This window comes from Pseudolactococcus raffinolactis NBRC 100932 (genome assembly GCF_001591765.1).
In the GTDB taxonomy this organism is placed as follows: domain Bacteria; phylum Bacillota; class Bacilli; order Lactobacillales; family Streptococcaceae; genus Pseudolactococcus; species Pseudolactococcus raffinolactis.
Genome location: NZ_BCVN01000001.1, coordinates 52782 through 78950, shown reverse-complemented (window position 1 = coordinate 78950; position 26169 = coordinate 52782). Strand labels below are relative to the sequence as shown.

The following is a 26169-nucleotide window of genomic DNA, read 5'->3' as shown; positions in this document are numbered from 1 at the left end:
TAACTTCCCTTTTTTCTATAACAAATCTTGAATGGCTGCTTCGAGTGCATCCACTTGCATTTCCCCAGTAATTTGACTAACCATGATCCCATCAACTGCTCGTTTTACTAGGTTGTTAATATCCATACGTGCTTCAAATTTTTCAGCATTTTCAAGTTTTGGTTTCGTTTTAGGTTGTGGCGGTGCAAAAATCGTACAACAATCTTCAAAGGGTTGAATAGAAATATTGAAGGTATCAATCTTCTCAGCCAATTCGATAATTTCAAGTTTATCCATGGTTACAACTGGTCGAATGACGGGTGTCGTTGTAACTGCATTGATAGCTGTCATTGAGCCCAGTGTTTGACTAGCTACTTGCCCTAGGCTCTCACCGTTGATGATAACCTGCCCATGACGACGCGCGCGAATTTCATCGACGACACGCATCATGAAACGACGCGTTACCGTCATCAAATATGGCATGGGTACTTTTTCTTTGATTTCTTCTTGAATTTCAGTAAATGGCACTTCGATAAATTGAATATCGCCACCAAAAACAGTTAATTTACTGGCAAGGTCCTTGGCTTTTTGAAGCGCACCAGGACTAGTATAAGGTGGGCTGGCAAAATGGACCGCTTCGATTTCAACGCCACGTTTTAACGCAAGATAACCCGCAACAGGCGAATCAATCCCGCCAGACAGCATCAGCATGCCTTTACCAGCAGTCCCAACAGGCAAGCCACCAGCACCTTTAATCATTTCATAGCTCAGGTAAGCAAAGTCAGGTCGGATTTCAACACGTAGATCAATATCAGGCTTTTTCATCTGTACTTTGGCGTGTGGTACCGCCATAATCACAGTGTGCCCCAACTCACGATTTAACTCTGTACTATCTAACTCGAAGTCATGGTCAGAGCGCTTGGTTGTGATTTTAAAAGTCATGCCTTCTTGATAAACATTTTTCATCAAGGTTGCGACTGCTGCCTCAATCGCTGGCATATTTTTGTCTACTTTAATGGCAGGTGAAAAGTTTTGAATCCCAAAAACCTTGACCAACTTCTCAGCCAAGGGCCCATATTCTGCTCCGTTTAAGAAAATATGTGCCCGATCTCGCTCAGCCTTAACTGAAATCGTCGGAAATTCTGTCAAAACTTCTCGAATATTTTTAGCCAAACGGCCGATAAAGCGCATCCGATTCTTGCCCTTGGTTGATAGCTCGCCATAGCGAACCATAATTTCTGAATAATTTAAATTTGTCATGATCACTTTCTATCTAAAACTCTCTCGCCTGAATGTAGGCGAAAAATATCTCTCATTTTATTGTATTTTTTGAAACTTAGCATGGAGTTGCTTAAAAATCGTCAAAAATTGCTCGATTTCCGCCATATTATTCGACTCGTCTAGGGAAATGCGGACAGCAGATGTCGCAAGTTTAGGTGACACATGCATTGCCGTAAGGGTACTTGATGCTAGTCCCGCCTTAGACGAGCAGGCGCTTGTCGTTGAGATGTAAATCTCATGCGCTTCAAACCCATGCACCAAGACCTCACCACGGACACCTTTGAGTCCGAAGGTGATAATATTAGGGACGGAATCATCGCGTTGACTAAAGACGACAACATCCGAATAATCAGCGAGTGCTGTCAGCAAGACTTCTTTCATGGCTGCTAATTTGACAAGTTTAGCTTCTGAATCACTCAGTACCATCCGCAATGCCTTGGCTGTCGCCGCAATACCTGCGACATTCTCAGTCGTGGAGCGCTGATTTGTTTCCTGACCGCCACCTGTTAACAAAGGTTGCAGTTTCTTGCCTTTTTTGATGTAGACAAAGCCAACACCGCGTGGCCCATGAAACTTGTGAGCTGAAAAGGTCGCAAAGTCGACCCTTTCTGGTAAAAATTCACGGATGTCTAGTTTACCAACAGCTTGAACTGCGTCCACATGAAATGAAATCGTTGGTTTGTCTGCTAGCAACTCACCAATCTGGCGGATTGGCTCAATGGTACCAATCTCATTATTGACAGCCATAACTGAGACCAAAATCGTTTCTTTTTTGATTAAAGCTGCGAGCGCATCTAGTTTGACAAAGCCATTGTGATCAACAGGGGCGAAGTCTACCTCAAAGCCTTGTGTCGCTAACCACTCAGCTGATGCTTTGACCGCAGGATGCTCGACGCTTGAGACAATAATGTGGTTCCCATAGATGCGCTTTTCAAATGCCACGCCTTTTAAAATCCAGTTATCTCCCTCTGTACCACCTGAGGTAAAGTAAATTTCCGATGTTGCTTTGCCGAGTAAGTCGGCGATTTGCTTGCGAGAAGCCTCTAGCATTCGCCCAGCGACTGTTCCCAGATTATGTAGACTAGACGGATTGCCCATGATTTTAGTGGCAACGTCTGTATAGGTTTTCAGGACTGCGGGATCGATTGCCGTTGTCGCTGAATTATCGAAATAGATCATGTTTCTTCCTTTTATTTTGAACTTGAAAATAACTGCGAGTTCGCAGTTTTTATTTAGGTCTATACTCTAGGAAATCATAGAGTAAGTTGGAGTGATTGTCGTTCATGGAATAGTTTTCCAGAGCATTCACATTTTTTCGCATGACTTGGGCTTCTCGTGCTGTAAGTAGGCCCTGTGCTTCATATTCAAAGATGAATTTGCGCTCTAAATAATAGCCTCGCATCATTTCATCCAAATTATTAGGTCGTGCTTTGGTGATGATTCGGGTGATGAAGCCACCACTTGCCACCTGCTCTGACGCGCGCAGGCGTTCTGACTGTAGATAATTAATCAAGTCAGCATTATAGACCCCTTCGAGACTCTCTAAGGCATCCAAAATGAGACTTGTATTATTGAAATAGAGGTCACGAATTTCAGTTTTTGAATCGCCAACCAATTTTTGGATATTTTTTCGATTTCGATTAAAATGAATATTAGTATGTAAAATATTACTCAAGACCAAGCGAATCGCTCGTAGGAAAATAGCGATGGCAAAGGCTAAACTGGAAACAAATCTATGAACAATCGAGCGTTCTAGCTCTTTCAAATACCGTTGGTAAATCCGATACGTTTTAATCGTGATCTCATTATTTCGAAAAGCATTTTCCAAGCCTTCATTTTCAAGTCGAAGAATCAGGAGCTGAAGATCATTAAATTCAGCGGTCATTGTTGCTGATTCTTGATTAATAATCAATTTTCTAATTCTTGCTTGGTAATTATCAATCGTTGCGATATAGCCAAGTTTATTGCGTCCTTTTTCTGATTCTTGCTCAAGCTTTTCAACGACACTTGTCAAAATAGCAATCTTAGCAACATTATCAACTTTTTCTTCTTTTTTAGGTGCAATGATCGGTAAGACCAAAATCCCCGTTAAGAAACTAGTAACTGTTACAGACGCCGCAAGAAAAATCAGCAAAGAATACTTCTGAGCAACTGCTTCTGGCAAGAGTAAAATCGTCGCAACGGAAACAGTTCCTTTAACACCTGAAAAAGTCAGGAGCAAAATATCATCAACATAACGCGAAAACTTCTGACGACGTTTTTTAGCAATGACCGCATAGTAGACACTCAAAATGACATAGCGTAAAATAAACAGGGTTGCCGTTAAAACTAAAACCGTGAATAATAGACGGAAATTATCATAGTAAGCATTGCTGATGATGGGGGTCACGATTTGTTGCAATTCTATCCCCAAGAATAAGAAGACGATGGAATTCAAGATAAAAGTCACAGCATCCCAAACCGTTTTTGAAACACTTTCAACCTGAGCATCAAACAGAGTAATTTTCTTGAAGCCACTCGCCTGCATGACACCTGCGACAACAACAGCAATAATCCCTGAAACATGAAATTCTTCTGCCAGGAAAAAAGCCAGTAAGGGCAGCATAATCTCTAACATGAGATAGCCTGTGACATCCTGTGCAGCAACGTCTTCCATCAGAGTTAGAACAGTTCGATTCAACCAAGCTACTAGAAAACCGACTAGCGCACCACCAATGGCAGACAAAGCCAAACTGCCAACGGCTTTCCCAAGAGAAAACTCCCCTGTGGTCAACGCTAATATGGCAAATTGAAAAGCGATGATACCAGAAGCGTCATTGAAAAGCCCTTCTCCTTTTAAGACGGCAATAATGCGCTTGGGAAAATCGAACCGCTCAGATAAGGAACTAACCGCCACAGCATCCGTAGGTCCCAAACTGGCACCAAGGGCAAAACAGGCTGTCAGAGGAATTGCTGCGTAAAAGTTATGACTGATTATCCCGACGATAAAAGTCGTCAAAAAGACAACCGGAAAGACTAGCAAGGTCACCGTGCGACCGTGTTTAATAATCCCTTTGACATCTGCTTCTTCCCCTTCCCGAAATAAAAGGGGACCAATGATAAAAGCCAGAAAAAGCTCCGAATTAAGTCGCAGGACATCTCCCGCCCCTAGCATACCTAGAATTAAGCCAAAGACAACTTGAATTAAGGGAAGCGGAAGTTTAGGAAAGACCTTATTGATGACATTGGAAACAATTAAAGCCACAAAAAATATGATGACATAAAATACCGTATGAATCACCCGTGTATGCTCTCCTTTCATTCTCTATCTTCACATGAGCGCTCTTGCTCATTTGCTGACCTAAACATCTTATCAATGTTTATAACGACTATAACTCATCTTAATGTATGGCTTTAGCAACACTTTAAAAGATCGCCTTAGTCATCATCTCTCTCGTCCAATAATTTTTTGAACAAGGCCTTTTTCATGGCTAACTTTTGATCAAATTTTTGGGCGGATTTTTTATCCAAAGTCGCCCGACATCGTTTAATTTCTAATTCTGATAATTGTCGCCGCAACCGTGCTTTTTGATTATCCCGACTGCGAAAGCGATCTAAAAATGATAGTTTGGCTGCCATAGCAGTCTTTAATTCACTTTTATCATGATTTTCTAGATAAAGCTCGCGCATATGTTGAATTCTTTGTTCGAATTCATCATCAGACAACTTTTTCATTTCTTCTCTCCATATGATTGATTGATATGGCTTATTATAGCATAAAAGGGAGACACACGCCAACGACAGGACCAGTAGCTAATCAGTTTTCAACGACTAGTTATTCTTTTACTTTTCTATCAAATGAGCATATAATAAAAGTAGAGGGTATGACTAGTCTCTACCCTATTATTAATCTAAAGGGTTAGCACGAACACATTCTCAACTGTGTCCGCACACCTCAGAGCAGAAAAAGTGGAGGAAAAAGTTATGCTACAAGAATATACGAAAATTATGGTGGGGATTGATGGCTCCGTTGAATCTGCTAATGCTTTTGACCGAGCAGTAGCTGTCGCACGACGAAATGACGCAGAACTTCTACTCGTCAACATCATCGACTTACGTGCCTTTCAAAGCATCTCAACCTATGATACTATGGTTGCTGAAGATACTAAAAAAGGGGCTGAACAACTCATCTCCGACTTCGCTGAAGAAGCCAAAAAAGCAGGTATCACTAAAGTTAAAACACGGGTCGAATTTGGCTCTCCTAAAGTCATGATGGCAACGACAGTTCCTAAAGAAGAAAATGTTGATTTGATCATGATCGGTGCGACAGGTCTGAGCTATATCGAACGCCTCTTCATTGGTTCAGTCGCTCAATACATCGTTACCCACGCCAAATGCGACATCCTCGTTGTCCGTTAAAAATGAAATCAGAACTCAAGAAAGAGTTCTGATTTTTTGATATCTTGGCTTAAATGCTCAGGCTTAAGCTTGTGAGCTGTTTAATTTCGCAATCTCAATGATGGTAGCAACAGCTGCTTCCATTGTCTGCACGCTCACGAACTCAAACCGACCGTGCATATTTTCACCACCCGCAAAAATATTCGGCGTTGGAATACCCATGAATGAAATTTTAGAGCCATCTGTCCCACCACGAACAGGTTCGATTTTCGGTGTAATCCCTAGGTTTGTCATCGCTGTTTCAGCAAGTGTCACGATAGACATATCTTTTTCGATCACTTCAGCCATGTTGTAATATTGATTTTTCAAGACAACATTGACACGGTCTTCATCATAAGTCGCATTCATTTTTTCAGCAATTGCTAGAAGGTCTGATTTCATTTGCTCGAAAGTCGTCCGATCATGGTCGCGAATGATGTAAGTCAGCGTCGCAGTTTCTGGCGAACCAGTCAAACTTGCCAAGTGATAGAAACCTTGACGGCCATCAGTCAACTCAGGACGTGCTGATTCTGGCAATTGATTGTGGTAGTCATTGGCCAGTTGAAGGGCGTTAATCATTTGATTTTTCGCTGTTCCTGGGTGAACATTACGACCAGCGATTGTAATCACGGCTGAAGCAGCATTGAAGGTTTCGTATTCTAGTTCGCCTAACGGGCCACCATCAATCGTGTAGGCAAAGTCAACATCGAAATCAGCGACGTCAAATAAATCAGCACCTGTTCCGATTTCTTCATCTGGTCCAAAGCCAACTCTGATTTCACCATGTTCAATCTCAGGATGTTGAATCAAGAAATCAGCCGCTGTCATGATCTCAGCAATACCTGCCTTATCATCAGCCCCAAGCAAGGTTGTACCGTCTGTTGTGATCAAGGTTTGACCTTTGTAGTTAGCTAGATTAGGGAAGTCTTTGGCGTCCAGTGCATAACCGCTTGTCCCAAGTTGGATTGGGTTACCATCATAGTTTTCGATGATTTGTGGATTAATCCCATCTGCGTTAAAGTCAGCTGTGTCCACGTGCGCAATCAAACCCATTTTACGGACTGGCTTAGCCGTCGTCGCTGGAATTGTCCCGATAACATAGCCATTGCTTTCTAAATAGTGGACATTTTCTAAACCGATTTCACGCATTTCATCCGCCAACATGGCTGTAAACGCAACTTGTGATTGTGTCGTTGGAACTGTTGTACTTGTTTCATCAGAGCGCGTATTAATTTTGACGTAACGCAAAAAGCGTGCTACCATCTTATTTTCTGTCATCATTTTCCTCATTTCTTGGGCATTCACACCCTGGTCACATGAAAAAACTTTCAACCCTAAAGTCGAAAGTTTTCATTTTTAAGCTAGATTAAGCTTTTTTAGCAACTGGGTAAACAGATACTTTTTTCTTGTCGCGACCGAAACGTTCGAATTTTACAACGCCTTCGATTTTAGCGAAAAGTGTATCGTCACCACCACGGCCAACGTTTTCGCCTGGATGGATTTTAGTACCGCGTTGACGGTAAAGGATTGATCCGCCAGTCACAGTTTGTCCATCAGCAGCTTTAGAGCCAAGACGTTTAGATTGTGAATCACGACCATTGGAAGTTGAACCACCACCTTTTTTGTGGGCGAACAACGATAGATTCATTTTCAACATAGGGTTTTTCCTCCTTGATTTAATGTAGGATATTGTTTTGATTCGCTTAGATTTTGAACCATAAGCTAGGAAATCGTTTATTAAGTCGTTCGTTTTTTGAACGACCGATTTTCGTACTTATGGTTTCAAAATCTAACCAAAACAATTCACTTGATAGATACCTTTAGGTAACTTTGATGAAACTGCTATATTCTGCTTCTTGGGCAATGGCGTTAACACCATTTTCAAAGTTGCGTAATAATATTTGAGCAATTTCAGCTTGTTTGTCGGATAAATCTGACAAGATTTCACAATCGAGAAAACCACCTTCGACTTCATCCACTTCAACCAAGGGTTGAAAGTGAGCGATTGTCTCTAGGGAATTCACCGTTGTAATCGCAAGACTTGAAACGCCAGCACAAACTATGTCGTGCGCCATTTTGCCATTAAAGGCATGTCCTGTGATCACAAAACGTGTAATCTGGTCATCTTTTCGACTAAACTTGATGTTAATCATCTGATCAAATATCGCGATTAAGCGTTGATTTCTTTGATGATAACTTTTGTATACGGTTGACGGTGACCTTGTTTACGGTGTGAGTGTTTTTTAGGTTTGTATTTGAAAGTAACAACTTTCTTTTGTTTACCTTGTTTCTCAACTTCTGCGACAACAGTTGCACCAGATACGAATGGTGCCCCAATCACAGTTTTTTCACCGCCAACAAGTACAACTTCGTCAAAAGTTACAGTAGCGCCAGCTTCAACGTCCAATTTCTCAACGTAGATTGCTTGTCCCACTTCAACTTTGACTTGTTTCCCGCCAGTTTTTACGATTGCATAAGTCATTTGCGTGTTTCCTCCTTATATAATATGTTAGACTCGCCTTGGTAGGTGGAATGACTTCACTTAAGTATAGCTCTGAAAATTGCTTTTGTTCAGTTTTAGATAAAATTTTCTTAGACAAGGAAATCCGCCAAAGGCTTGCTGGTGCAGGTCAAGAAGGATTGACGACGGCTAAGAAGATTTTAACAAAAGTGGGCAAAACTGAATTTTCAGGGCTATACTTTAACCTAACTTCGTGCGGTTGTACTCTTGAAAGCTATGAAACTCACAAAGACAACGTTATTATTATACCAAAAACAAATGAGTTTGGCAAGTATTTTAATAAAAAAAACAAACAAGGTGAAGACCTCGTTTGTTTGATGTTCCTTGGTAAAGCAATTCGACTTGCTAAAGTGCCGATAGTCACACTGACAAATCGTCTGTTTGCTCATCAGAAACGATACTAACATGTTCTGCAACTTTAGCTAGTTTACCAGTTTCTTGCACTGTCAATGTACCCGCAGCGCGCTGTTCCATCATGTTAGCCAAATCCATACCTGTTGATGATTTGATGAAATCAAATAATCCCGGCAGTTGGCTAGCAGAAGCGCCTGAGATACTTTCAACACCGTCGTAAACTGTCATATTTTGAATTTGTGACAAAGGTTCTGCAAGTTTCGCTGCAATATCTGGCAAGACTTTGACAAGTTCTTGCATGATAATCATTTGACCATTAGATTCAAAAGCCTTGGCTAATTTTTCTTGGCTTTCTGCTTTTGCTAGACCAATTTGGCGAATACTTTCAGCTTCAGCTTCACCACTCTTGCGAATACGATCCGCTTCCGCCTGTGCCTCAGCTGTCACAGCATAGGCTTTGGCATCAGCTTCTTTTTGTTCAGCAATCAGCTTCACTTGCGCAACTGTTTCAGCTTCCACTTTTTTCTGTGCCTGCTCAACCTTAGCGGTTTCAACATTACGCTCAGCGACTAGCTTATCCGCATCAGCTTTCGCCAATTCTTGTTGCCGTCTGGCTTCGATATTTTGAAGCTCTTGTTCGCGTTGTGCTTCGATAATTGCGATTTGTTTTTCACGATCATACTGAGCTGTTTTAATTTGCGTATCTTTCTCAACTTCTGCAATCTTTTGCTCAGATTCTTTCTCTGCCTTAATCGCGATTTGTTGAGACTCCGCTTCCTTACTCCGTGCATTTTTATCAGCTTCTGCTTTTTGAATACGTGAACGGCTTTCATTGTTTTTAATTTCAATGATGGCCAAGTTATTGTAATAGCCCGAATCATCCGAAACACTCTCAACCGACAAAGTGATCAGTTCCAGACCAAACTCTGCGAGTAATGGTTCAACCAAATTCACAACATTTTCTTGGAACTTAGTTCGGTCAGTATTGGCTTCCTCAGGCGTTAATTGCCCGATGATCGAACGTACTTGGTTGCCCAATACATCGGATAGGTCAATCACCAAGGCTTCTAAATCAGTCCCCAAAATACGTTGTGCCGCAGTTCTACGCATGGCGTCAGACTGCCCAATGCGGATTGTTGCAAGAGTTTTAACATTGATTGGGACTTGGTTGACTGTTGGCACCTTTGTAACGGTACTTGCCACTGTAAATGGTTTTTGAGAAATATACGTATACTCTTGAAGTACAGGAATGACGAAAGTCCCACCACCACTTACAATTTTTGTTTTTGATCCCGTTACCGGGTCCGGCTGAATACCACCACCTGAGATGACCATAATTTCATTGGGCGCAACACGTTTGTATTGTGCTAAGAAAATAATCAGCAACAAAAGAACAACTGCTGCAATTGCGATCGCAATAATCATCCCGCCTGTCAAGACAAACCCTTCCGAAAGTAAAAATAAATGATTTTTCATAAAAACTCCTCTGTAACAACGTTCTAGTACTCAAGAGTTTGTTAAATTTTTTCAACAGAATAGGTATTATTGGCAATCAATAGACCAACTTTAACAAAGTCACCAACGCGCAACTCACCATCACGGGATTTCCCATTGATTGTGAAAATACCTTCTAGGGTACTAACTTGGACTTTGACAGTTTGACCAAATACATCAATAACTTTACCTGTCTCATTTAACAATACAAAATCTTGAAGATCCAAAACATCATCTCCTTCTAATTATTTGACATAGATGCCATGCCTTATTTTATCATTTTTTCGTAATATTCTCAATGTAACAAAAGCAACATTTAAAAGGTTTGAACTAATTCCATACCTTATCTTTTCAGTTACAAAAAAAGAGGCTCACTGAGCGCTCTTTTCAGGATGTTAAGGCTTAAATCGTTTCAAACAAAGCCACAACTTTTGCTTTTTGATCGGCTAACAAGGCGATTTTAGCAGCAATTTGTGTTTTAGCCATCTCGATAATGCGTTTGAAGGCTGGTTCATTTTTGAATGGTTCTGTGAAGTCGATAAAGGCTTGCAGTTTTGCTTCTGTGTCAAAGCTATTGCCAATGACTTTGATAAAGTCACCAGAAGCCATATCTCCGCCTAGCTTTTCTTGCACCCAGTCCCAATTTTCTACCAACCAGTCAAAGGCAGCAGCTTGAGAAAACTCACGGCTGACTAGTGATGAGAACCAGAAACGTAAATCTTGTGGTTTTACCAAATCAGTGTTGCGATATTGTGAGATGATAGTTTCAACTGTCGTCATTTTCTTCGTGCTAGACACGGCAACATTCAACTCACGTTGGAAGGTTTGGTCAGTCGTTTTAGCATAAGCATCGAAATAGCTTTGGACTAAAGCGTCTGTTTCATTTTCAGTGATTTCGTTTTTCAAAACAACTTGTCTGATATCAGCAGGAATGCCGTGGATATCAGCAGTATGTTGGGCAAAAACTTCTGAGGACTGTGCAACAGCATCGGCGTTTTCTGCGTAGACTTCCCATGAAATTGGTAAAGCACGTAATTGCTCATCATTGAATGATTCACCGGCAATTTTAGTCCAACCTAAACGGCTGTACTGTTTGTCAAACAAACGGGCAACAAATTTCTTGAAGTTGACTTCTGAATCAGTTGACTCGTCAATGAAGATTTTCAAAGCATTAAGCGCTTGTGACATAGCCAAGTTGACAACGTTTGATGGTTCATTATCAAATGTCGCAAGCAAGTTGACCAAGTCAGCGTAGTCAGACAAGCCACCTTCTGCCAATTTCAAGGCAGATTGGATGAGTTGAACTTTTGTAATCGTATCAAAAGTTGGGACTGCTGCAGTAACTTTTTCAGTCAATTCAGCATCGTATTTGACCAAGTAGTGTGCGGCATTTTGCGCGTTAAAGAGGAGTGGTTTGTCGCCGTTTTCAGCTGATAAGGCCGCAAAACCAGGGATTCTAACTTCTGCTTCTGACAAGACATCAGGCAGACCAGTCCAGTTCGTGTTAAGCGGGATTTGCCATAAACGACCTTGGTCCACGCCCTCACCTGTGAAGAATTGTTGTTGGCGTAAAACGAGCTCATCGTTTTCTACAGACACGCTTAAGACAGGATAACCAGGCTGCTCGATCCACGATGTCATAAAGGCTGAGACATCACGTCCTGATGCTGCTGACAAAGCATCCCATAAATCGCGACCAACGGTATTGCCATACTGATGCACGTCAAAATAGACATGAAGGCCGGCTGAAAAGTCAGTATCGCCGAGCCATTTGCGGAGCATGACCATGAGGCGGGCACCTTTGGCATAGACGATGGCACCGTCAAAGAGCGTGTTGATTTCGTCAGGATGGTTGACAGCAACATGGACTGATTGTACGCCGTAGATGGCATCACGATTGAGGGCCATAGGGGCTTCAGATACTGAGAACTGCTCCCAGATATGCCAGTCAGGCTCGATCGCATCAATGGCAACGTATTCCATCATGTTAGCGAATGATTCATTCAACCAGAGGTCATCCCACCACTCCATCGTTACAAGATCACCAAACCATTGGTGGGCAAGTTCATGCGCGATGACAAGCGCCACGTATTGACGACTAGCAAGGGTAGAATTATCTGGATCAGCAAGCAAGGCAACTTCACGATAAGTGATTGCACCCCAGTTTTCCATCGCGCCGGCTGAAAAGTCAGGTAGACCGATATGCCATGAATGTGGCAATGGATAGGCGACTTTGAAGTAGTCTTCGTAAAATTCAATGACACGAATCGCGATGTCTAAAGGAAAATCAAGTGCTTGGGCTTTATGGGCTTTAGTTGCAAAGACACCAACTTGTGTCCCATTTTTCGTTTTGCCAAGTTTTGACTGCATATCACCAAAGACAAAGGCCAAGAGGTAAGATGACATCTTAACTGTTGTGTCAAAGGTATGCACGCCATTTTCATTTGAAATTTCTGGCATATTTGAAACGATTTCTTCGCCATCTTTTTCGTCATATTTGACTGATAAATCAAAGGTTGCTTTAGCTGCTGGCTCGTCAATAGATGGAAAGGCTTGACGCGCAAAATGTGTTTCAAATTGTGTACCAACCAATTGTTTTTTCTCACCGTCAGCATCGTAGTATGATGGGTAAATACCAGTCATATTATCTGTCAAGGCTGCAGAGTAAGTGAAATCAACTGTCGTTTCACCAGTTGCTGGAAGTTTAAAGGCTACTGTTTCAGATGCTTCATCCAAGGTAAAGTCGACTGCTTGACCATTGACAGTAACAGATGTAATCTTTAAATCTTTTTGGTGAAAAGCAATATCAGTCGTCAGACTTTCACCTGTTACAGTTACTTGACCTTCGAACCGTTTTGTTTCTCGGTTAACGTCCAGAAAAATTTTATAATTTTCTGGTTTAAAATCATTGTACAAATGTTTAAATTCGCTCATGTTCATCTCCACTATCATTCATTATTCTGTTTCATTATATCAAAAAAGGCTGGGCTTGTAAAAATTTGAGATTGATCTCGTGGGTTTTAGTCAACTGTTGACTAGCCAAAGAAAACGCTCTCTAGAGTTGCTCTCTAAAGAACGTTTTTTAAAGCTTAATAATCCATCACATGGCCAATATAACTCTCCAGAAGATACTCATTTTGAGAACCATCCACATTTTTCATCTTGATATCCCATTTGCCGTCTTTTTTAGTCAAGCCGAATTTTTTAGCACCTGAACTTGATTTTATACTAGATTTAAGACTGGAAATTCTTGCCTCTGTTTTATTCGAACGTTTTGCATCTTCAATGATTACTTTATATTTATAAGCAAATTCAGCAACAATCTTTGCATACTTCCCTTTTCTATACTTAGCGGACATCAAAATATTGATAGCTTCTTCTTCTGAAACATGATAAGTTGCTTTTAGGTCATCTATCGTTTCTCTAATTAATTTTGAAAGTCTAATTCCTGCAACAAATATTTCAGGATTTGCCTCAATCGTCGCTTCTTTAATCGTGCCGTCAGGATTGAATTCATACATGCCAAAATCATGACTTGAGTTCTTAGTGTAAAGGGTATTAGTATAAGCTAAATTGGCGGGTAAAAGATAATGCACATTACCAATTTCATCCACGCCTTTTTGATTGCGATTTAACATGCTAACCATATCAAAGGCATTGGTGTGTCGGTCACAAAGTAGGAATTATAACCTGCCTTGGAATCTGTTAGGAGACCTTTTGAACCCTCAGCCGTTGTCTTTAAAGTTGTGTCTGGTTGGAGGTAAACTTTGCCACCTGAACCAAAGTCATATTCTGCATATCTATTTTCTTTTAATGATTTCTTCTGATCAGGAGTAGGTTTTGCTAACATCTCTCCTTCAGGACGTCCAGTATAAGCTCCTTGTGCCAAATCTGCAAATATATCAGAAGTATTACTTAAATTTGTCATAATCCTTGTCCACCTTAATTATTAAATCCAATAACTTCAAAACTATTTAACTTTTTCACATCAGTTTTTATACTTAATATATCAGTCGAATTCTCACCTGTTTTAATTACTTTATAATTAACTAAAATGTTTAAACCGAATGCCTTGCTATCAACTAATCCTACATATTCAACTTTTACTGAATCCCAATCATACTTTATATCCGTTGCCCAAAATTTTCCATCTACTTCAAAAGCTTCTTTCGTCATTTCCTCTTCATGTGCTTGAAGAAACGCAACTTGCTTACCATATTCCGTTAGCTGTACCATTTTATCTCCTTTATTTATCCAGATTATCCCAAACACAACAAAAGTTACAAAGCAAATAACCCCTATAATTACTAGTCTTTTTTTCATTCTACATACCTTACACCCTTTTATTATCTACACTTCGTGCTAAATATTCAAAAATGATGAAGTTGTTCTTAAAATTATTCATAAATCATTCCACCTACTCTGAGTGGTTGGAACATCGACATACTTTCCAAAACTATTTTTCCTTTATCCATGGCAAAACCAAGCATCCAACTTGAATCACTAAATCCATTAAAAGTTCCATAAATTGTTAAAATTTTTCCGCCACCTTGCGGTGTTCCGTTTCCGATATATCCTGTTTCAACAGAATCCCAATCAAATTGCACGCTCTCAATCTTTGGATTTTGTGCTTTAATAAACTGAGTCATATCAGCTTCATGTTCTTTCAAAAAAGTAAGCTGTTTTTCATGGGAACTTATGGTAGGATGTTGATGTCCCCAGATTGCACCAAGCACTATGAAAGTCATAAAGAAAACAGAAATTATGACACCTAACCCTCTTCTATTTTTCATATGTCTTTACCAAAGTTACTAAAAAGTTTATGTCGAATACCATATCTCACTAATACTATAGTTAATAATGAATAAGCCACAGCTGGGAACCAGAATAACCAATACGCATGACCGAAAAGGAAAATGATATTAACAACTAAATATATAATGAATGAATAAATATTTATTTCTCTAATATAATCTATTTTCCACTTATCAAGAAGAAGGAAAGTATGTACAGCTAATACTATAACTGTTATGACAAACATTAGAACAAGAACCCAACCTCCTAGAATTATAAACCAGCCAAACCCTTGTGATTCTAAGTCTATAACTCTAAAAAACCAAGATTGTATTAACAACATTATTATCAATACAATTTCTAAAAGTGTGATATATTTTATTTCTTTTTTCTGTTTAGTCAGATGATTTTTACTATCATTCTCCGCTTGATCCAAAAAATTTACCATGATACATCTCCCTTAATTCCTGCACCAACCCGAGCCTAACTTTATTTTGCGATATTTCTCACTGACCTAACTTCGCTGTCAATCCTTCAATCTGTTTTTTATAATCAGCTAAAAGTTTTTGTTTCTTCGCCCCATCCATCTTATCGTTTAGTTTCGTTGCTTGATAAAGATCAGTATAAGCTAAAAGTGTCAGCTGCTCATCTCCAAGATTTTGTGCCAAATTCAAAGCTTTATCAAAATTCCCGCGACCAATATAAACCCAATAATTAAGCGTATTATTATCAGTTTTGATAGAAATATTATTTAAAATTGTCTGTTTTTGAGTTGCTGTCAAGTCTGACAAATTAACACTTGAAACAGCTAGGATATACTTCGCTGACTTTGTTAAATCCTGTGGCTCATATTTTTCTAAATCACCTTGAGTTTTAGCATAGTTATTCGTCATAAAACTTGTCTGCGCTTCAATAATCGCTGATTGTTTTTCCGCAGACTTAGTCGAACGATAAAGGAAGATAACCGAAACAAGAGCGATAACAATAGCAAAAACACCAGCAAAACGATACATCTGATATCTTTTCTTAGATACTAACTGTTTAGTGGCGCGAACTTTCTCCTGTGTTTCTACAAGCTCATTTCTGACAATCGAAAATAATTCTTCAGGATTTTTCGCGTTAACAATTGATTGTGAAAATTTATCATTTAAAGCTGATCCGCCTTCAAGTAGTTTTTCATAACTTGATTTCTGATTAAAGATTGATAAAATAAGTGCTTTCATATTTTTCAAAAACAAAGTGGCATCATTTTCCTTTGGAGCAAGAATATCCTGTAACCCCGAATAAACGACAAAAAGACGTTCACCGTCTAGGTATAGATTATTAGGATGAATAAAAGGAATTTGATATTTACCGATAAAAGCAGTTAATTGCCTAACTTTATCTGCTAACTGCAGTTTTTCTACTCTAGTTTTACTAATTAAAGTTTGCTCGCTGAAGCTTATCGCTTTCTCTGGTAACTCAAGCGTCACAAGCAATGTATCGTCCGTTTCTTGAGCATCAACATACTTTCGAATAACTGGTAAAGCATCGCTAACATACTGTGTTTTTGAAAGACGAACTTGGATTTTATTCTTTTCTTTCGCTAATTCAATCTTCTCATTTCCATTAAACAACTGCATTTGTTTCTCCTAACACTATTTCCAAACTATCTCCATTTGATATGCCAAAGTCTGAAATTAAATCAAACTCTCCTAACTCAAATGATTTACCTTTTAACACTAATTGAAAGCCAACAGGTAACCTACGACCATTTTCAGCCAAGGCTTCTGCTATCAGTATTTTTAATCGACCAAAAGTCACTTTAGTAGGAATAACTAAATCCTGTTCTTTCCCCTCTAATACGAGGGTTATTTCTATCAATTTCTAACCTTTCTTCTTTGCTTTCTTGTCCACCATCTACCAGAAAATATCCCTACAAACAAAATGACAATCATAACAGGAATACTCAACATTACAAACCAACTAACCTGTTGACTATCTTCCTTATTATCAGAAATAATAACTTGAGATTTATAATTTTGAAAAAGATATTTCTTTACTTCGCTATCTGATTTGGTGCCATCTGTTTTAACTGAAAAATCCACCGTTTTTATATTTTCTACAACTTGTTTAGAATCTAAGCCAAGATTTTTAGATTGTTCTTCCAATTCTTTTGTAAATAAACGACCACGCACTGGAAAATCGCCCACACTACCAGCTTGACTCTGATTCCCCGTGAGAATATCCGTATTCAATTTTAAACTACCATTACTATCGGCTTTTACATTTATAGGAGAAAAAATGGCCAAGAGCAATACGAAAGTAACAAACTTCATAATTAATATATCCCTTTGAAAAAAGCGCCATAATAGGCGCTCAATGTTAGAATCCGAAGCTTTGTGCATCTTGGGCATCACGTTCTGCAATCGTATCTGCATATTTGTTCAACTGTTGATTGATGTCAGCAAGTAACTCTTCAAATTTTTGAACATTTGAATAAAGTTGGTTGTACTGTTCAAGATACGCTTCAAAAGCTGCACCTTTCCATTCTTCTGCAATCGTACTATTCATACTGTTCACATTTTGAATAGCAGCTTCGATTTCTTCTTTCGAACGAGTGTAGACTTGCGCCTGCTCTTTCAGTTCTTCTGGGGTTACACTAATTTGTGCCATAATATTCTCCTAAAATTTTTTATTAGTAACGAAAACGCTTTCTATTACACATCGTTATTTTAACAAAAAACATATTATTTTGCAATATTTTTTGTTAAAAAACAAAATTTTGTTTAAATAAATTCACTTTATATATAATATATAGCAAAAAAAGTTTTTAGATTAAAAATAAAATCATTTTATAAAAGGTTTTTTTGAAAATCCATCCTATTTTATTACGAATAAAATCTTAAATCCTTTATAAAAAGCAATATAAACTATTTTATCAAACCTCTTATTTATTTTTTTATTTATAAAAACCATAAACATTTATTGGGTTTATTTTATAATGTATCAACACTTTATATTTCAATCTCACTTCATTTCACATCCGATATAAAGTATATAGCCTCTAATTAACCAGATATCATTAGAGTATATGAAAATGAATATAAAACAAACTCCATAAAATAACAATCAAAAAAGAGCATGCCATTTAATTCTATTTTTTAACCCTTTAATCCATTTCTCAGCACCAACCCAAATAAAAAAAAGCACCCAGCCTAAGCCAAGCACTCAATTTCTATTCTTATAAAACACCCCAAACACTTTCCAATACGTTCGTCTGATCACGACCAGGACCAACTGAGAAAGTAGAGATTTTCACGCCAACGAGTTCTGACACGCGGCGGACATAATTTTTCGCTGTTTCAGGTAGCTCATCCAAATGACGGACACCTGTAATATCTTCTGACCAACCTGGCAATGTTTCATAGATTGGTGTACAACGTTGTAGTGTTTCAAGACTAGCTGGATAGTAGTCAATGCGCTCACCATCAAGATCGTATGCCACACAGATTTTAACTTCGTCAAGGCCTGTCAAAACATCGATTGAATTGAGTGACAGATTTGTCAAACCAGACACACGACGTGAATGACGCATGACCACTGAGTCAAACCAACCGACACGGCGTGGGCGACCAGTTGTTGTCCCATATTCATGACCAACTTCACGGATTTGATGACCGATTTCATCGTTCAATTCAGTCGGGAATGGACCATCACCAACACGTGATGTATAAGCTTTACATACCCCAACAACTTTAGAAATCTTAGATGGGCCAACACCAGAACCAATCGTCACACCACCAGCGACAGGATTTGAAGACGTCACATAAGGATATGTCCCTTGGTCGATATCAAGCATGACACCTTGTGCGCCCTCAAAGAGAACACGTTTCCCAGCGTCTAAAGCATCATTCAAAATCACAGATGTATCTGTTACATATTTCTTGATCTGTTGACCGTAGTCATAGTATTCTTCGAAAATGTCATCGAAGGCAATCGGATCAACTTCGTACATTTTTGTAAATTCACGATTTTTTTGCTCGAGATTTGTTTTCAAACGTTCAGCAAAAATCTCTTTATCCAACAAATCGGCAATCCGAATCCCAACACGCGCAGCCTTGTCCATATAAGCTGGGCCAATGCCTTTAATCGTTGTCCCGATTTTGTTATCGCCTTTAGCATCTTCTTGAAGCTGATCCAGTTTGATATGGTAAGGCAAAATCACATGCGCGCGATCAGAAATCCGCAGATTATCTGTCGTAATACCCGCATCATGCAAGTAAGCTAATTCTTTAACCAATGATTTAGGGTTTACCACCACACCATTACCGATCACAGAAATTTTTTCAGGATAGAAAATCCCTGACGGAATCAAATGTAATTTGTATTTAGTCCCTTCGATAACAATGGTATGCCCAGCATTATCGCCACCTTGATAGCGCGCGATAACTTCCGCATTTTCACTGAGGAAATCTGTAATTTTCCCCTTACCTTCATCACCCCATTGGGTCCCAACAACTACTACTGATGACATATCTTCTCCTTCAAGATTCAAGCCCTACAGGCATCTCTAAAAACTCAGATCATTTTTGTTAAAATTATCTTAGTCGTCAACTCTCCTGGACTTACACCTGTAAGCCGCCGTCGAATTTCCTAGTCTAAGAAAATTTTATCTAAAAATGACCAAAAGCAGTCTTTAGAGGTACCTGTAACTCGATACTCTTTTAAAACTTGCTCAAATTGCAACACTTTATTATATCAAATCTAAGCAGAGATTGCCACCTTCCTCTTCATTTCCCTTGACCATCTGATGACAAAGTTCGGAAATTACTGAACCTTTCAGCAAGTAAAAGTATTGGATACTCTATTTTGGGAGCAGGCCTATACTTTGAAAAAGGTTCTTCGATAAACTATTGACCATCTTAGAAATAGGAAATATTTTAGCCATCTAACGCAAGTTTTTCTTACTTGTTTTTAAAAATGTGATATAATTATAATCAGGAAAGAGGAATAAATATGAAAAAACAAATCGCAATCTTGCTCTCTGCTACTGCATTACTGACAGGATTATCTGCTTGTAGCAGCAAGCCGTCAACAGACAGTTCAACAGACAAAAAAACTGAAACAGTTAAAAAGTCGTCAAAATCTGAAGAAAAGAAAGCTAGTTCTGAAGTAAAAAAATCAAGCAAACAATCATCTAGTGAAAAAACAGATAATTTTGATTTAATGATTGAAGCTGCGCAATCTCAAATCGAAAATTTAAAACAACAATTCGCAGGAACATACTCTGATATCACGATTACAAAAGGTGAGGGTCATACCATCGTATATACGTATACCTACGCCAAAGACCCTATCGGAAATATTGATTTTGAAGCTTTAAAACCTACTTTAGTTAAAGGTATGAAACCTACAATGGATGGTGTTAAAGCAATTATTCCTGATGCAAAAATACAAGTGATTTACCAAAGACCTGATCATAGTGAATTAGGTAATATCACGATTACCCAAGAGGATACAGATAGCATCAGTTAATTCTGTATGACTCTCATTAGAGTATGGCGAAAACGCCGTGCTCTTTTTATTTTTCGACAAAAAATCAAGCGTCCGATTAGAAAGACACTTGATTTTTGACTAGTCATGACTCATTTTCTCGATTACAGATAGTAGCTAACAAAGTTACAGTGCTGTGATAAACGTCACAAGACCAAAGATAATACCTGGAAAGTTAGCCGTTGCTAAAGCAAGGTCTCTTTGCTTTTTACCTAATCCATAAACAACCCAGAGTGTACAGTTAATTGCTGCCACTAATGGTTGAATGGGATTCCCTTTTATACCCGCTAAATTATCTGCGATTTGAGGGATATACGAGACATACATCATCACTGACATCGTCGTTGCAACCCAGCTTAAATACTTGATCATTTTTTCTTGATCCATGAGTTCCCTTTCTCAAAATTAAATTGCATGCTCAATAACACACTTGTCTTATCTTACCATAGTTAGACATGCATTGCGAAGAATAAGGCAACATTTAAATCAACGTCTGACGCATTGAAGATCTGATCCACCTTTCAACAGCCAGTTTTTATGCATCATCAGCACCAAAAAAGAACCCTTAATTAAGGATTCTCTTTTTGGCTTACATCATGCCGCCCATCATAGATGGATCCATACCGCCAGGCATACCGGCAGGAGCTGCTGGTTCTGGTTTATTGGCGACAACAGCTTCAGTTGTCAAAATTAAGCTCGCAACTGATGCTGCATTTTGAAGTGCTGAACGTGTAACTTTGACTGGATCGATAATCCCTGTTTCAATCATATCTACCCATTCGCCTGTTGCTGCATTAAAGCCTGTTCCTGTTGTTGATTGTTTAAGTTTATCAATTACGACAGAGCCTTCATAGCCTGCATTTTTAGCGATTTGACGAACTGGTTCTTCAAGAGCGCGTAAGACGATGTTACGGCCTGTAAGCTCATCACCTGTCAACTCAATATCAGCAACTTGCGCAATGACATTGACAAGCGCAGTACCACCACCAGCGACAATACCTTCTTCAACTGCTGCGCGTGTGGCATTCAAAGCATCTTCAATACGAAGTTTCATTTCTTTAAGCTCAGTTTCAGTGGCCGCACCAACTTTAATCACTGCCACACCACCTGATAATTTAGCCAGACGTTCTTGCAATTTTTCGCGATCGAAGTCAGACGTTGTTTGTTCAATCTGTGATTTAATGACTGCAGTCCGATTGGCAATGGCGTCTTTGCCTCCAGCACCTTCAACGATTGTTGTTGTGTCTTTGTCAACAGTTACCTTGCTTGCTTGACCGAGTGAATCAACAGTTGCGTCTTTCAAATCAAGACCAAGATCTTCAGTGATGACTGTGCCACCTGTGAGGATAGCGATATCTTCAAGCATGGCTTTACGACGATCGCCAAAGCCAGGTGCTTTGACTGCTACGACGTTGAAAGTCCCACGAATTTTGTTCAAGACAAGTGTTGGTAAAGCTTCTCCATCAACATCATCAGCGATAATCAAGAGCGGACGGTTTTGTTGCAAGATTTGTTCCAACAAAGGTAATACATCTTGGATGTTTGAAATCTTTTTATCTGTAATAAGAATATACGGATTGTCAAGATCAGCAACCATTTTTTCGTTGTCTGTTACCATGTATTGAGACAAGTAACCACGGTCAAACTGCATGCCTTCAACAACATCAAGTTCAGTTTCCATCCCTTTTGATTCTTCAATGGTAATCACGCCGTCATTGCCAACTTTTTCCATGGCTTCAGAAATGTATTCGCCGACTTTTTCTGAGCGAGAAGAAACAGCAGCAACTTGCGCAATAGCTTCTTTGCCTGAAACTGGGATAGCAATATTTTTCAAAGCGTTAACAGCTGTTGCAACAGATGTTTCAATCCCACGACGAATACCGATCGGATTAGCGCCCGCTGTGACATTTTTCAAGCCTTCACGTACAATGGCTTGTGTCAGGACAGTCGCTGTTGTTGTCCCATCTCCTGCGATATCATTGGTTTTTGATGCCACTTCACTGACAAGTTTGGCACCCATATTTTCAAAATGATCTTCTAACTCGATTTCTTTTGCGATAGTTACACCATCGTTAGTAATCAAAGGTGAGCCAAATGATTTTTCCAAGACCACATTGCGCCCCTTTGGTCCAAGCGTTACTTTAACTGTATCTGCTAAAACATCTACACCACGTACCATTGCTGCACGCGCATCTGATGAAAATTTAATCTCTTTTGACACTTCTTTTTACCTCCGTAATTATAATGTGATGAATCTGGTTTTTAGTCTGGTTTATGAATTATGTTTATTATTCTACAATTGCTAAGATATCGCCTTCACGAACAATCAAAAATGTTTCAGAACCGTCTTTAATTTCAGTTCCGGCAAATTTTTCAAAGACAACAACATCGCCGACCTTCACGCCTGGCTCGATGACTTTTCCATGATGTGTATGACGACCTTCGCCAACAGCAATAACTTCTGCTGTTGATGGTTTCTCTTGGGCACTTGTCGTCAAGACAATGCCACCGATAGATTTCTCTTCTTCTTTTTTAACACGTAAAACAATACGATCACCTAATGGTTTTAACATTTGGTAAGCCTCCAATTATTTTTAATTTTTGGCACTCTGTGTGTTTGAGTGCTAACAATTCTATTATACTCACTTGGTCAGGATTAGTCAAGGATTTTTGATTGTGAAGTGTAAAAAATGTAGCTAATAAAAAAACGAAACGAAACGTCTTCCGGACAATTCGTTTCTATTTTACTTAACCAATGAAATCATACCCTTTAAAATCAAGACAACGATTCCAGCCATAAATTTCAAATTGGACACGATACTTCACGCCTTTTTGCGCCCTAAATCTTGCCCATTGTGAATTAAACTGGGTAAACCACTGCCCCGTTTGATAGTTATATAATTTTGCAACATAGGACATGTATGGGTTATTACTGATAGCACCCAGTAAGTAGTCTCCGTTTGATTCTCGTGTGACATTTACTGCATCAATGACACTCTTTGTTGCACCATCAGTACCCATTGTTTTAGACTCAATAACATTATTATTTTGGTCTAAAACATCCACCTTAACCCAATAATTTCCTTTGGGTACTGCTAGACTAGTCCAGTTGGAAGCACCTCTTTGAAGTTCATGCCATTCTTTTTTATCAAGATCATAGTATTGCCATCTTAAGGTATGAGCAGTTGTATAATAATCCCATATCCCTATATTTAGTGTTGACCATGTCTTTTCTGTCACCCAGTCACCAAGTGTATTTGTCTTATTCGAAAAATCCCCTAAATAGATATAGCCTTGGAAACCTGCGCCCATATTGTTCTTATTGATCTTTCTAGTCCTAAAGAAAGATCAACCCCAACTTGATTCGGATATTGTCAGAGTATCTCCATTAACTTCTTCAACGACTGCCACATGGCCATAGCCGCCACCTGCTGGGCTCCCCCAACATACAACTGATCCGACCCGAGGTGTCTTACCTGAAGCATACTTACCAGCATTATACCCCCACCATTGATTAGCATTACCTAGGGAAAGGTCTGGTTTTGATCCTAAAATTTCATAGGCTCTCCCCCAAGCATAAGCCGTACAGTTAGGCATCCCATATCCAAAAAGATAAAAAGGATTATAACTAAAATAGTAGGCATCATTTGTCGTTGGTGCGCTTAAACGTGGATTAAATATACTGCTACGCGCTGCAGCTGGCAAAGCATCTGGTATTTGAGCCAAATATGTTTCTTGCAAATCCTCTGGGATTCCGTTTCCTGTTCTTTCTTCGGAAGTCTCGACTGGATTATCTTGGGGTGTTTCAGCCTTAACTATTCCACCAGATATTAAATATGGGGTCAATGCTCCCACTACGACAGTAGAAGCATAGGCAAATTTTATCACCTTTTTATTGAGTTTCATCTAGGTCTCCATTTTCTACATTTATGACCGATACTAAAACGGCAAATCTTCATCCTCTAGCATGACATCGGTCACCGTCTCAACCTGATTCTCTCTAAGCGCAACTGCTGCTCTACTTTCTAACAGATTGAACTGATGACATAGGACTTCTGTCACATAGTGAGTTACACCAGCTTTGTCCTCGTAACGATGCGTTCGGAGTTCTCCCTCAATCGAAACTAGACTGCCTTTTTTACCGTAGGATGCAAATAGCTCTGCGGGTTTGCCCCAAATGATAATGGTCAAAAAATCTGCATCCCGTTGCCCATCAGCGTTTTTAAATTGTCGGCTAACAGCTAAGGTCACGCGCAAGACAGATTTATCCGTTGGTGTTTTCTTCACTTCCGGCTGTGCGGTCAAACGACCAATTAGTAAACTTTTATTTAACATATAAAAAAATCCTCCTACTTACTTATACGTAAACAGGAGGATTTTGTTTTGATTTTGTTTTGATTATTTTTTTATTTTTGCCAATGTTTGGCTGGATCAAAGGCGGTTCCTGGGATTTCACTTGCTGCGAGTTCTATAATTCCACGTTTTTGAGGAGCATTTGGCAAGGCTAATTCACGTGGACTTGCCATCATACCAAAGCTATCTTCTCCACGAAGTTGGCCTGCAAAGATCAAAGCACCGCTCGGCATCATGGCACCAGGTAGGGCAACGATTGTTTTCAGTCCCAGACGTGCGTTAGGGGCACCTGCTACGATTTGAATCGTTTCATCTTCTGAGATCTTAACTTGTGCGATATTGAGATGGTCAGAATCTGGATGTGGCACAAGATCTACAATCTCACCAACCACAAATTTAGGCGCGTGATCTGGAACTAAGACATCTTCAAATCCAGCGGTTTTAATGGCCTCGTTGAGTGTGGCAACATCTGCATCTGAAAGGTCAACTTGACCATTTCCCGTAATGGCAAACAAAGTTGATGCGTCAAAAAAGTTCCAAGCCACAACTTGACCATTATCTTCAAGCATGACTTTGGTCACATTATTGTTGCGTGTTGCTGTTAATTTCTCACCTTGATTGTCCCCTGTAATCAACATCAAGACATCATTTAGGTGGGTGTTATAAATCGCGATCATTTTATTTTCTACTCCTTTAGGAAAGCTTCTTAACTTTTGACACTGGTTAAGAACGCATTCACTTCTTCTTTTGTTTTCCGTAATTTATTGACCAGACGGCCTGTTTCTTTGCCGTCTTCAATCACGACAAAGCTAGGAATCCCCATAATCCCCCATTCAATGGCAACGTCGATATAAACATCTCGGTCAACTTCGATAAAGGTATATTCTGGATGCGTTGCTTCAATTTCTGGCATGGCTGGTTTAATAAAAGAACAGTCCCCGCACCAATCTGCTGTGAAAAAGAAAACATTGCGGCCTTTTTCGACATATGTCGCTAACTCTTCTACACTATTCGGAATAATCATTTTTATCTCTCCTCAATCTACTGCAGTCACTTCTGACTCGTGTGTTTCTACAATCCGCAAACTATCGGCATCGATTTCAAACGTTATAACTGTGCCATCCTGACGAATGATGCCACCTTCATGGACATGAAAAAGAATTGGCTCCATCACGATCCAACTGGTTAAAATATCATCAAACATAAAATGCTGTTTAGCTAAAGCCAAGAGTTTGCGCAGATTTTTATCTTTGCGTTTTTGGTAGAGCGTGCTGACACTGACGACCAGACTTGCACTAACAAGTGCGCCCACACCCATTTTCAAAATTTTCTTCATGCTTATATTTTAGCACAAATTTCATTTCCTCGCTAACCAACCGCGTTTTTTACCCCATCTCAGCATATTTTTGGTATCATGGAACTATCATGAATAAAAAGTTGGC

General features: G+C 39.4%; 33 protein-coding genes. 3 read left to right on the top strand and 30 right to left on the bottom strand.

Going from position 1 to position 26169, the window contains the following annotated elements:
- Positions 1-15: 15 nt before the first annotated feature.
- The 4 genes from thiI to LRA01S_RS00385 all read right to left on the bottom strand — a co-directional run bounded on the left by thiI (position 16) and on the right by LRA01S_RS00385 (position 4974).
- The gene (gene thiI, locus LRA01S_RS00400) at positions 16-1239 is read right to left on the bottom strand and encodes a tRNA uracil 4-sulfurtransferase ThiI (RefSeq protein ID WP_061773678.1); all 1224 of its coding nucleotides are present in this window, start codon (positions 1237-1239) and stop codon (positions 16-18) included.
- Between the two features lie 57 nt (positions 1240-1296).
- Positions 1297-2439 carry a cysteine desulfurase family protein gene (locus LRA01S_RS00395; protein WP_061773677.1) on the bottom strand — a complete coding sequence of 381 codons (1143 nt, stop codon included), beginning with the start codon at positions 2437-2439 and terminating at the stop codon, positions 1297-1299.
- A gap of 49 nt (positions 2440-2488) precedes the next feature.
- The gene (locus LRA01S_RS00390; RefSeq protein WP_061773797.1) at positions 2489-4540 is read right to left on the bottom strand and encodes a cation:proton antiporter; all 2052 of its coding nucleotides are present in this window, start codon (positions 4538-4540) and stop codon (positions 2489-2491) included.
- A 137-nt stretch (positions 4541-4677) separates the two neighbouring features.
- Positions 4678-4974: a hypothetical protein gene (locus tag LRA01S_RS00385; RefSeq protein ID WP_061773676.1), complete on the bottom strand. Its 297-nt coding sequence runs from the start codon at positions 4972-4974 to the stop codon at positions 4678-4680.
- A 249-nt stretch (positions 4975-5223) separates the two neighbouring features.
- Between LRA01S_RS00385 and LRA01S_RS00380 the strand changes: the two genes are divergently transcribed.
- Positions 5224-5658, top strand: a complete 435-nt coding sequence (locus LRA01S_RS00380; protein ID WP_061773675.1) for a universal stress protein — start codon at positions 5224-5226, stop codon at positions 5656-5658.
- A gap of 63 nt (positions 5659-5721) precedes the next feature.
- On the opposite strand, the gene pepT is transcribed toward LRA01S_RS00380, so the two are convergent.
- From pepT to rplU, 4 genes are all read right to left on the bottom strand, one after another.
- A complete protein-coding gene (gene pepT, locus LRA01S_RS00375; RefSeq protein WP_061773796.1) occupies positions 5722-6954 on the bottom strand; it encodes a peptidase T in 1233 nt (410 codons plus the stop codon).
- A gap of 88 nt (positions 6955-7042) precedes the next feature.
- A complete protein-coding gene (gene rpmA, locus LRA01S_RS00370; RefSeq protein WP_003137946.1) occupies positions 7043-7333 on the bottom strand; it encodes a 50S ribosomal protein L27 in 291 nt (96 codons plus the stop codon).
- A gap of 163 nt (positions 7334-7496) precedes the next feature.
- Complete coding sequence (locus LRA01S_RS00365) at positions 7497-7829, bottom strand: ribosomal-processing cysteine protease Prp (protein WP_061773674.1); 333 nt, start codon at positions 7827-7829, stop codon at positions 7497-7499.
- A gap of 17 nt (positions 7830-7846) precedes the next feature.
- Positions 7847-8158 carry a 50S ribosomal protein L21 gene (gene rplU / locus LRA01S_RS00360; RefSeq protein WP_061773673.1) on the bottom strand — a complete coding sequence of 104 codons (312 nt, stop codon included), beginning with the start codon at positions 8156-8158 and terminating at the stop codon, positions 7847-7849.
- 50 nt (positions 8159-8208) lie between these two features.
- Between rplU and LRA01S_RS10875 the strand changes: the two genes are divergently transcribed.
- Positions 8209-8601, top strand: a complete 393-nt coding sequence (locus tag LRA01S_RS10875; protein WP_096824016.1) for a hypothetical protein — start codon at positions 8209-8211, stop codon at positions 8599-8601.
- Here LRA01S_RS10875 and LRA01S_RS00355 read toward each other — a convergent pair.
- From LRA01S_RS00355 to LRA01S_RS00295, 13 genes are all read right to left on the bottom strand, one after another.
- Positions 8558-10027: a flotillin family protein gene (locus LRA01S_RS00355; protein ID WP_061773672.1), complete on the bottom strand. Its 1470-nt coding sequence runs from the start codon at positions 10025-10027 to the stop codon at positions 8558-8560. The two genes, LRA01S_RS10875 and LRA01S_RS00355, sit on opposite strands and share 44 nt — an antisense overlap.
- 41 nt (positions 10028-10068) lie before the next feature.
- On the bottom strand, positions 10069-10272 hold the full coding sequence (locus tag LRA01S_RS00350) for a hypothetical protein (RefSeq protein ID WP_061773671.1): 204 nt from the start codon (positions 10270-10272) through the stop codon (positions 10069-10071).
- 175 nt (positions 10273-10447) lie between these two features.
- Positions 10448-12979, bottom strand: coding sequence for a M1 family metallopeptidase (locus LRA01S_RS00345; RefSeq protein WP_061773670.1), 2532 nt, complete (start codon positions 12977-12979; stop codon positions 10448-10450).
- A 155-nt stretch (positions 12980-13134) separates the two neighbouring features.
- Entirely contained in the window at positions 13135-13683 is a 549-nt protein-coding gene (locus tag LRA01S_RS00340) for a hypothetical protein (protein WP_061773669.1), read from the bottom strand.
- Positions 13677-13973: a hypothetical protein gene (locus LRA01S_RS00335; RefSeq protein WP_061773668.1), complete on the bottom strand. Its 297-nt coding sequence runs from the start codon at positions 13971-13973 to the stop codon at positions 13677-13679. The genes LRA01S_RS00340 and LRA01S_RS00335 overlap by 7 nt, the downstream gene beginning before the upstream one ends.
- A 14-nt stretch (positions 13974-13987) precedes the next feature.
- Positions 13988-14368, bottom strand: coding sequence for a hypothetical protein (locus LRA01S_RS00330; RefSeq protein ID WP_061773667.1), 381 nt, complete (start codon positions 14366-14368; stop codon positions 13988-13990).
- A gap of 74 nt (positions 14369-14442) precedes the next feature.
- On the bottom strand, positions 14443-14838 hold the full coding sequence (locus tag LRA01S_RS00325; RefSeq protein WP_061773666.1) for a hypothetical protein: 396 nt from the start codon (positions 14836-14838) through the stop codon (positions 14443-14445).
- A complete protein-coding gene (locus tag LRA01S_RS00320) occupies positions 14835-15287 on the bottom strand; it encodes a hypothetical protein (RefSeq protein WP_061773665.1) in 453 nt (150 codons plus the stop codon). Before LRA01S_RS00320 ends, LRA01S_RS00325 begins: the two co-directional genes overlap by 4 nt.
- Positions 15288-15345: 58 nt before the next feature.
- Positions 15346-16461 (bottom strand): type VII secretion protein EssB, encoded by a 1116-nt coding sequence (gene essB, locus LRA01S_RS00315; RefSeq protein WP_061773664.1) that lies wholly within the window; start codon positions 16459-16461, stop codon positions 15346-15348.
- Entirely contained in the window at positions 16448-16702 is a 255-nt protein-coding gene (locus LRA01S_RS00310) for an EsaB/YukD family protein (RefSeq protein WP_061773663.1), read from the bottom strand. The genes essB and LRA01S_RS00310 overlap by 14 nt, the downstream gene beginning before the upstream one ends.
- Positions 16699-17157 (bottom strand): type VII secretion protein EssA, encoded by a 459-nt coding sequence (gene essA, locus LRA01S_RS00305; RefSeq protein ID WP_061773662.1) that lies wholly within the window; start codon positions 17155-17157, stop codon positions 16699-16701. The genes LRA01S_RS00310 and essA overlap by 4 nt, the downstream gene beginning before the upstream one ends.
- Before the next feature lie 46 nt (positions 17158-17203).
- Positions 17204-17494 carry a WXG100 family type VII secretion target gene (locus LRA01S_RS00300; RefSeq protein ID WP_061773661.1) on the bottom strand — a complete coding sequence of 97 codons (291 nt, stop codon included), beginning with the start codon at positions 17492-17494 and terminating at the stop codon, positions 17204-17206.
- 568 nt (positions 17495-18062) lie between these two features.
- Positions 18063-19355: an adenylosuccinate synthase gene (locus tag LRA01S_RS00295; RefSeq protein ID WP_061773660.1), complete on the bottom strand. Its 1293-nt coding sequence runs from the start codon at positions 19353-19355 to the stop codon at positions 18063-18065.
- Between the two features lie 482 nt (positions 19356-19837).
- On the opposite strand from LRA01S_RS00295, the gene LRA01S_RS00290 reads away from it, so the two are divergent.
- Complete coding sequence (locus tag LRA01S_RS00290; RefSeq protein ID WP_061773659.1) at positions 19838-20356, top strand: hypothetical protein; 519 nt, start codon at positions 19838-19840, stop codon at positions 20354-20356.
- A 144-nt stretch (positions 20357-20500) separates the two neighbouring features.
- Here LRA01S_RS00290 and LRA01S_RS00285 read toward each other — a convergent pair whose 3' ends face one another.
- The 9 genes from LRA01S_RS00285 to LRA01S_RS00245 form a co-directional block, all read right to left on the bottom strand.
- Entirely contained in the window at positions 20501-20761 is a 261-nt protein-coding gene (locus LRA01S_RS00285) for a SemiSWEET family transporter (protein ID WP_061773658.1), read from the bottom strand.
- A 202-nt stretch (positions 20762-20963) separates the two neighbouring features.
- Positions 20964-22595 (bottom strand): chaperonin GroEL, encoded by a 1632-nt coding sequence (gene groL, locus LRA01S_RS00280; RefSeq protein WP_061773657.1) that lies wholly within the window; start codon positions 22593-22595, stop codon positions 20964-20966.
- Between the two features lie 67 nt (positions 22596-22662).
- Positions 22663-22947: a co-chaperone GroES gene (groES, locus tag LRA01S_RS00275; RefSeq protein WP_061773656.1), complete on the bottom strand. Its 285-nt coding sequence runs from the start codon at positions 22945-22947 to the stop codon at positions 22663-22665.
- Between the two features lie 175 nt (positions 22948-23122).
- Positions 23123-23686, bottom strand: a complete 564-nt coding sequence (locus LRA01S_RS11190; RefSeq protein ID WP_061773655.1) for a hypothetical protein — start codon at positions 23684-23686, stop codon at positions 23123-23125.
- Positions 23687-23722: 36 nt separating this feature from the next.
- The gene (locus LRA01S_RS11185) at positions 23723-24280 is read right to left on the bottom strand and encodes a CHAP domain-containing protein (RefSeq protein ID WP_061773654.1); all 558 of its coding nucleotides are present in this window, start codon (positions 24278-24280) and stop codon (positions 23723-23725) included.
- A gap of 33 nt (positions 24281-24313) precedes the next feature.
- On the bottom strand, positions 24314-24709 hold the full coding sequence (locus LRA01S_RS00260; protein ID WP_061773653.1) for a single-stranded DNA-binding protein: 396 nt from the start codon (positions 24707-24709) through the stop codon (positions 24314-24316).
- 71 nt (positions 24710-24780) lie between these two features.
- Positions 24781-25404, bottom strand: a complete 624-nt coding sequence (ytpR, locus tag LRA01S_RS00255; RefSeq protein WP_061773652.1) for a YtpR family tRNA-binding protein — start codon at positions 25402-25404, stop codon at positions 24781-24783.
- Between the two features lie 29 nt (positions 25405-25433).
- Positions 25434-25751, bottom strand: a complete 318-nt coding sequence (locus LRA01S_RS00250; RefSeq protein WP_061773651.1) for a thioredoxin family protein — start codon at positions 25749-25751, stop codon at positions 25434-25436.
- A 12-nt stretch (positions 25752-25763) separates the two neighbouring features.
- Positions 25764-26063 carry a hypothetical protein gene (locus LRA01S_RS00245; RefSeq protein WP_061773650.1) on the bottom strand — a complete coding sequence of 100 codons (300 nt, stop codon included), beginning with the start codon at positions 26061-26063 and terminating at the stop codon, positions 25764-25766.
- Between the last annotated feature and the right edge of the window lie 106 nt (positions 26064-26169).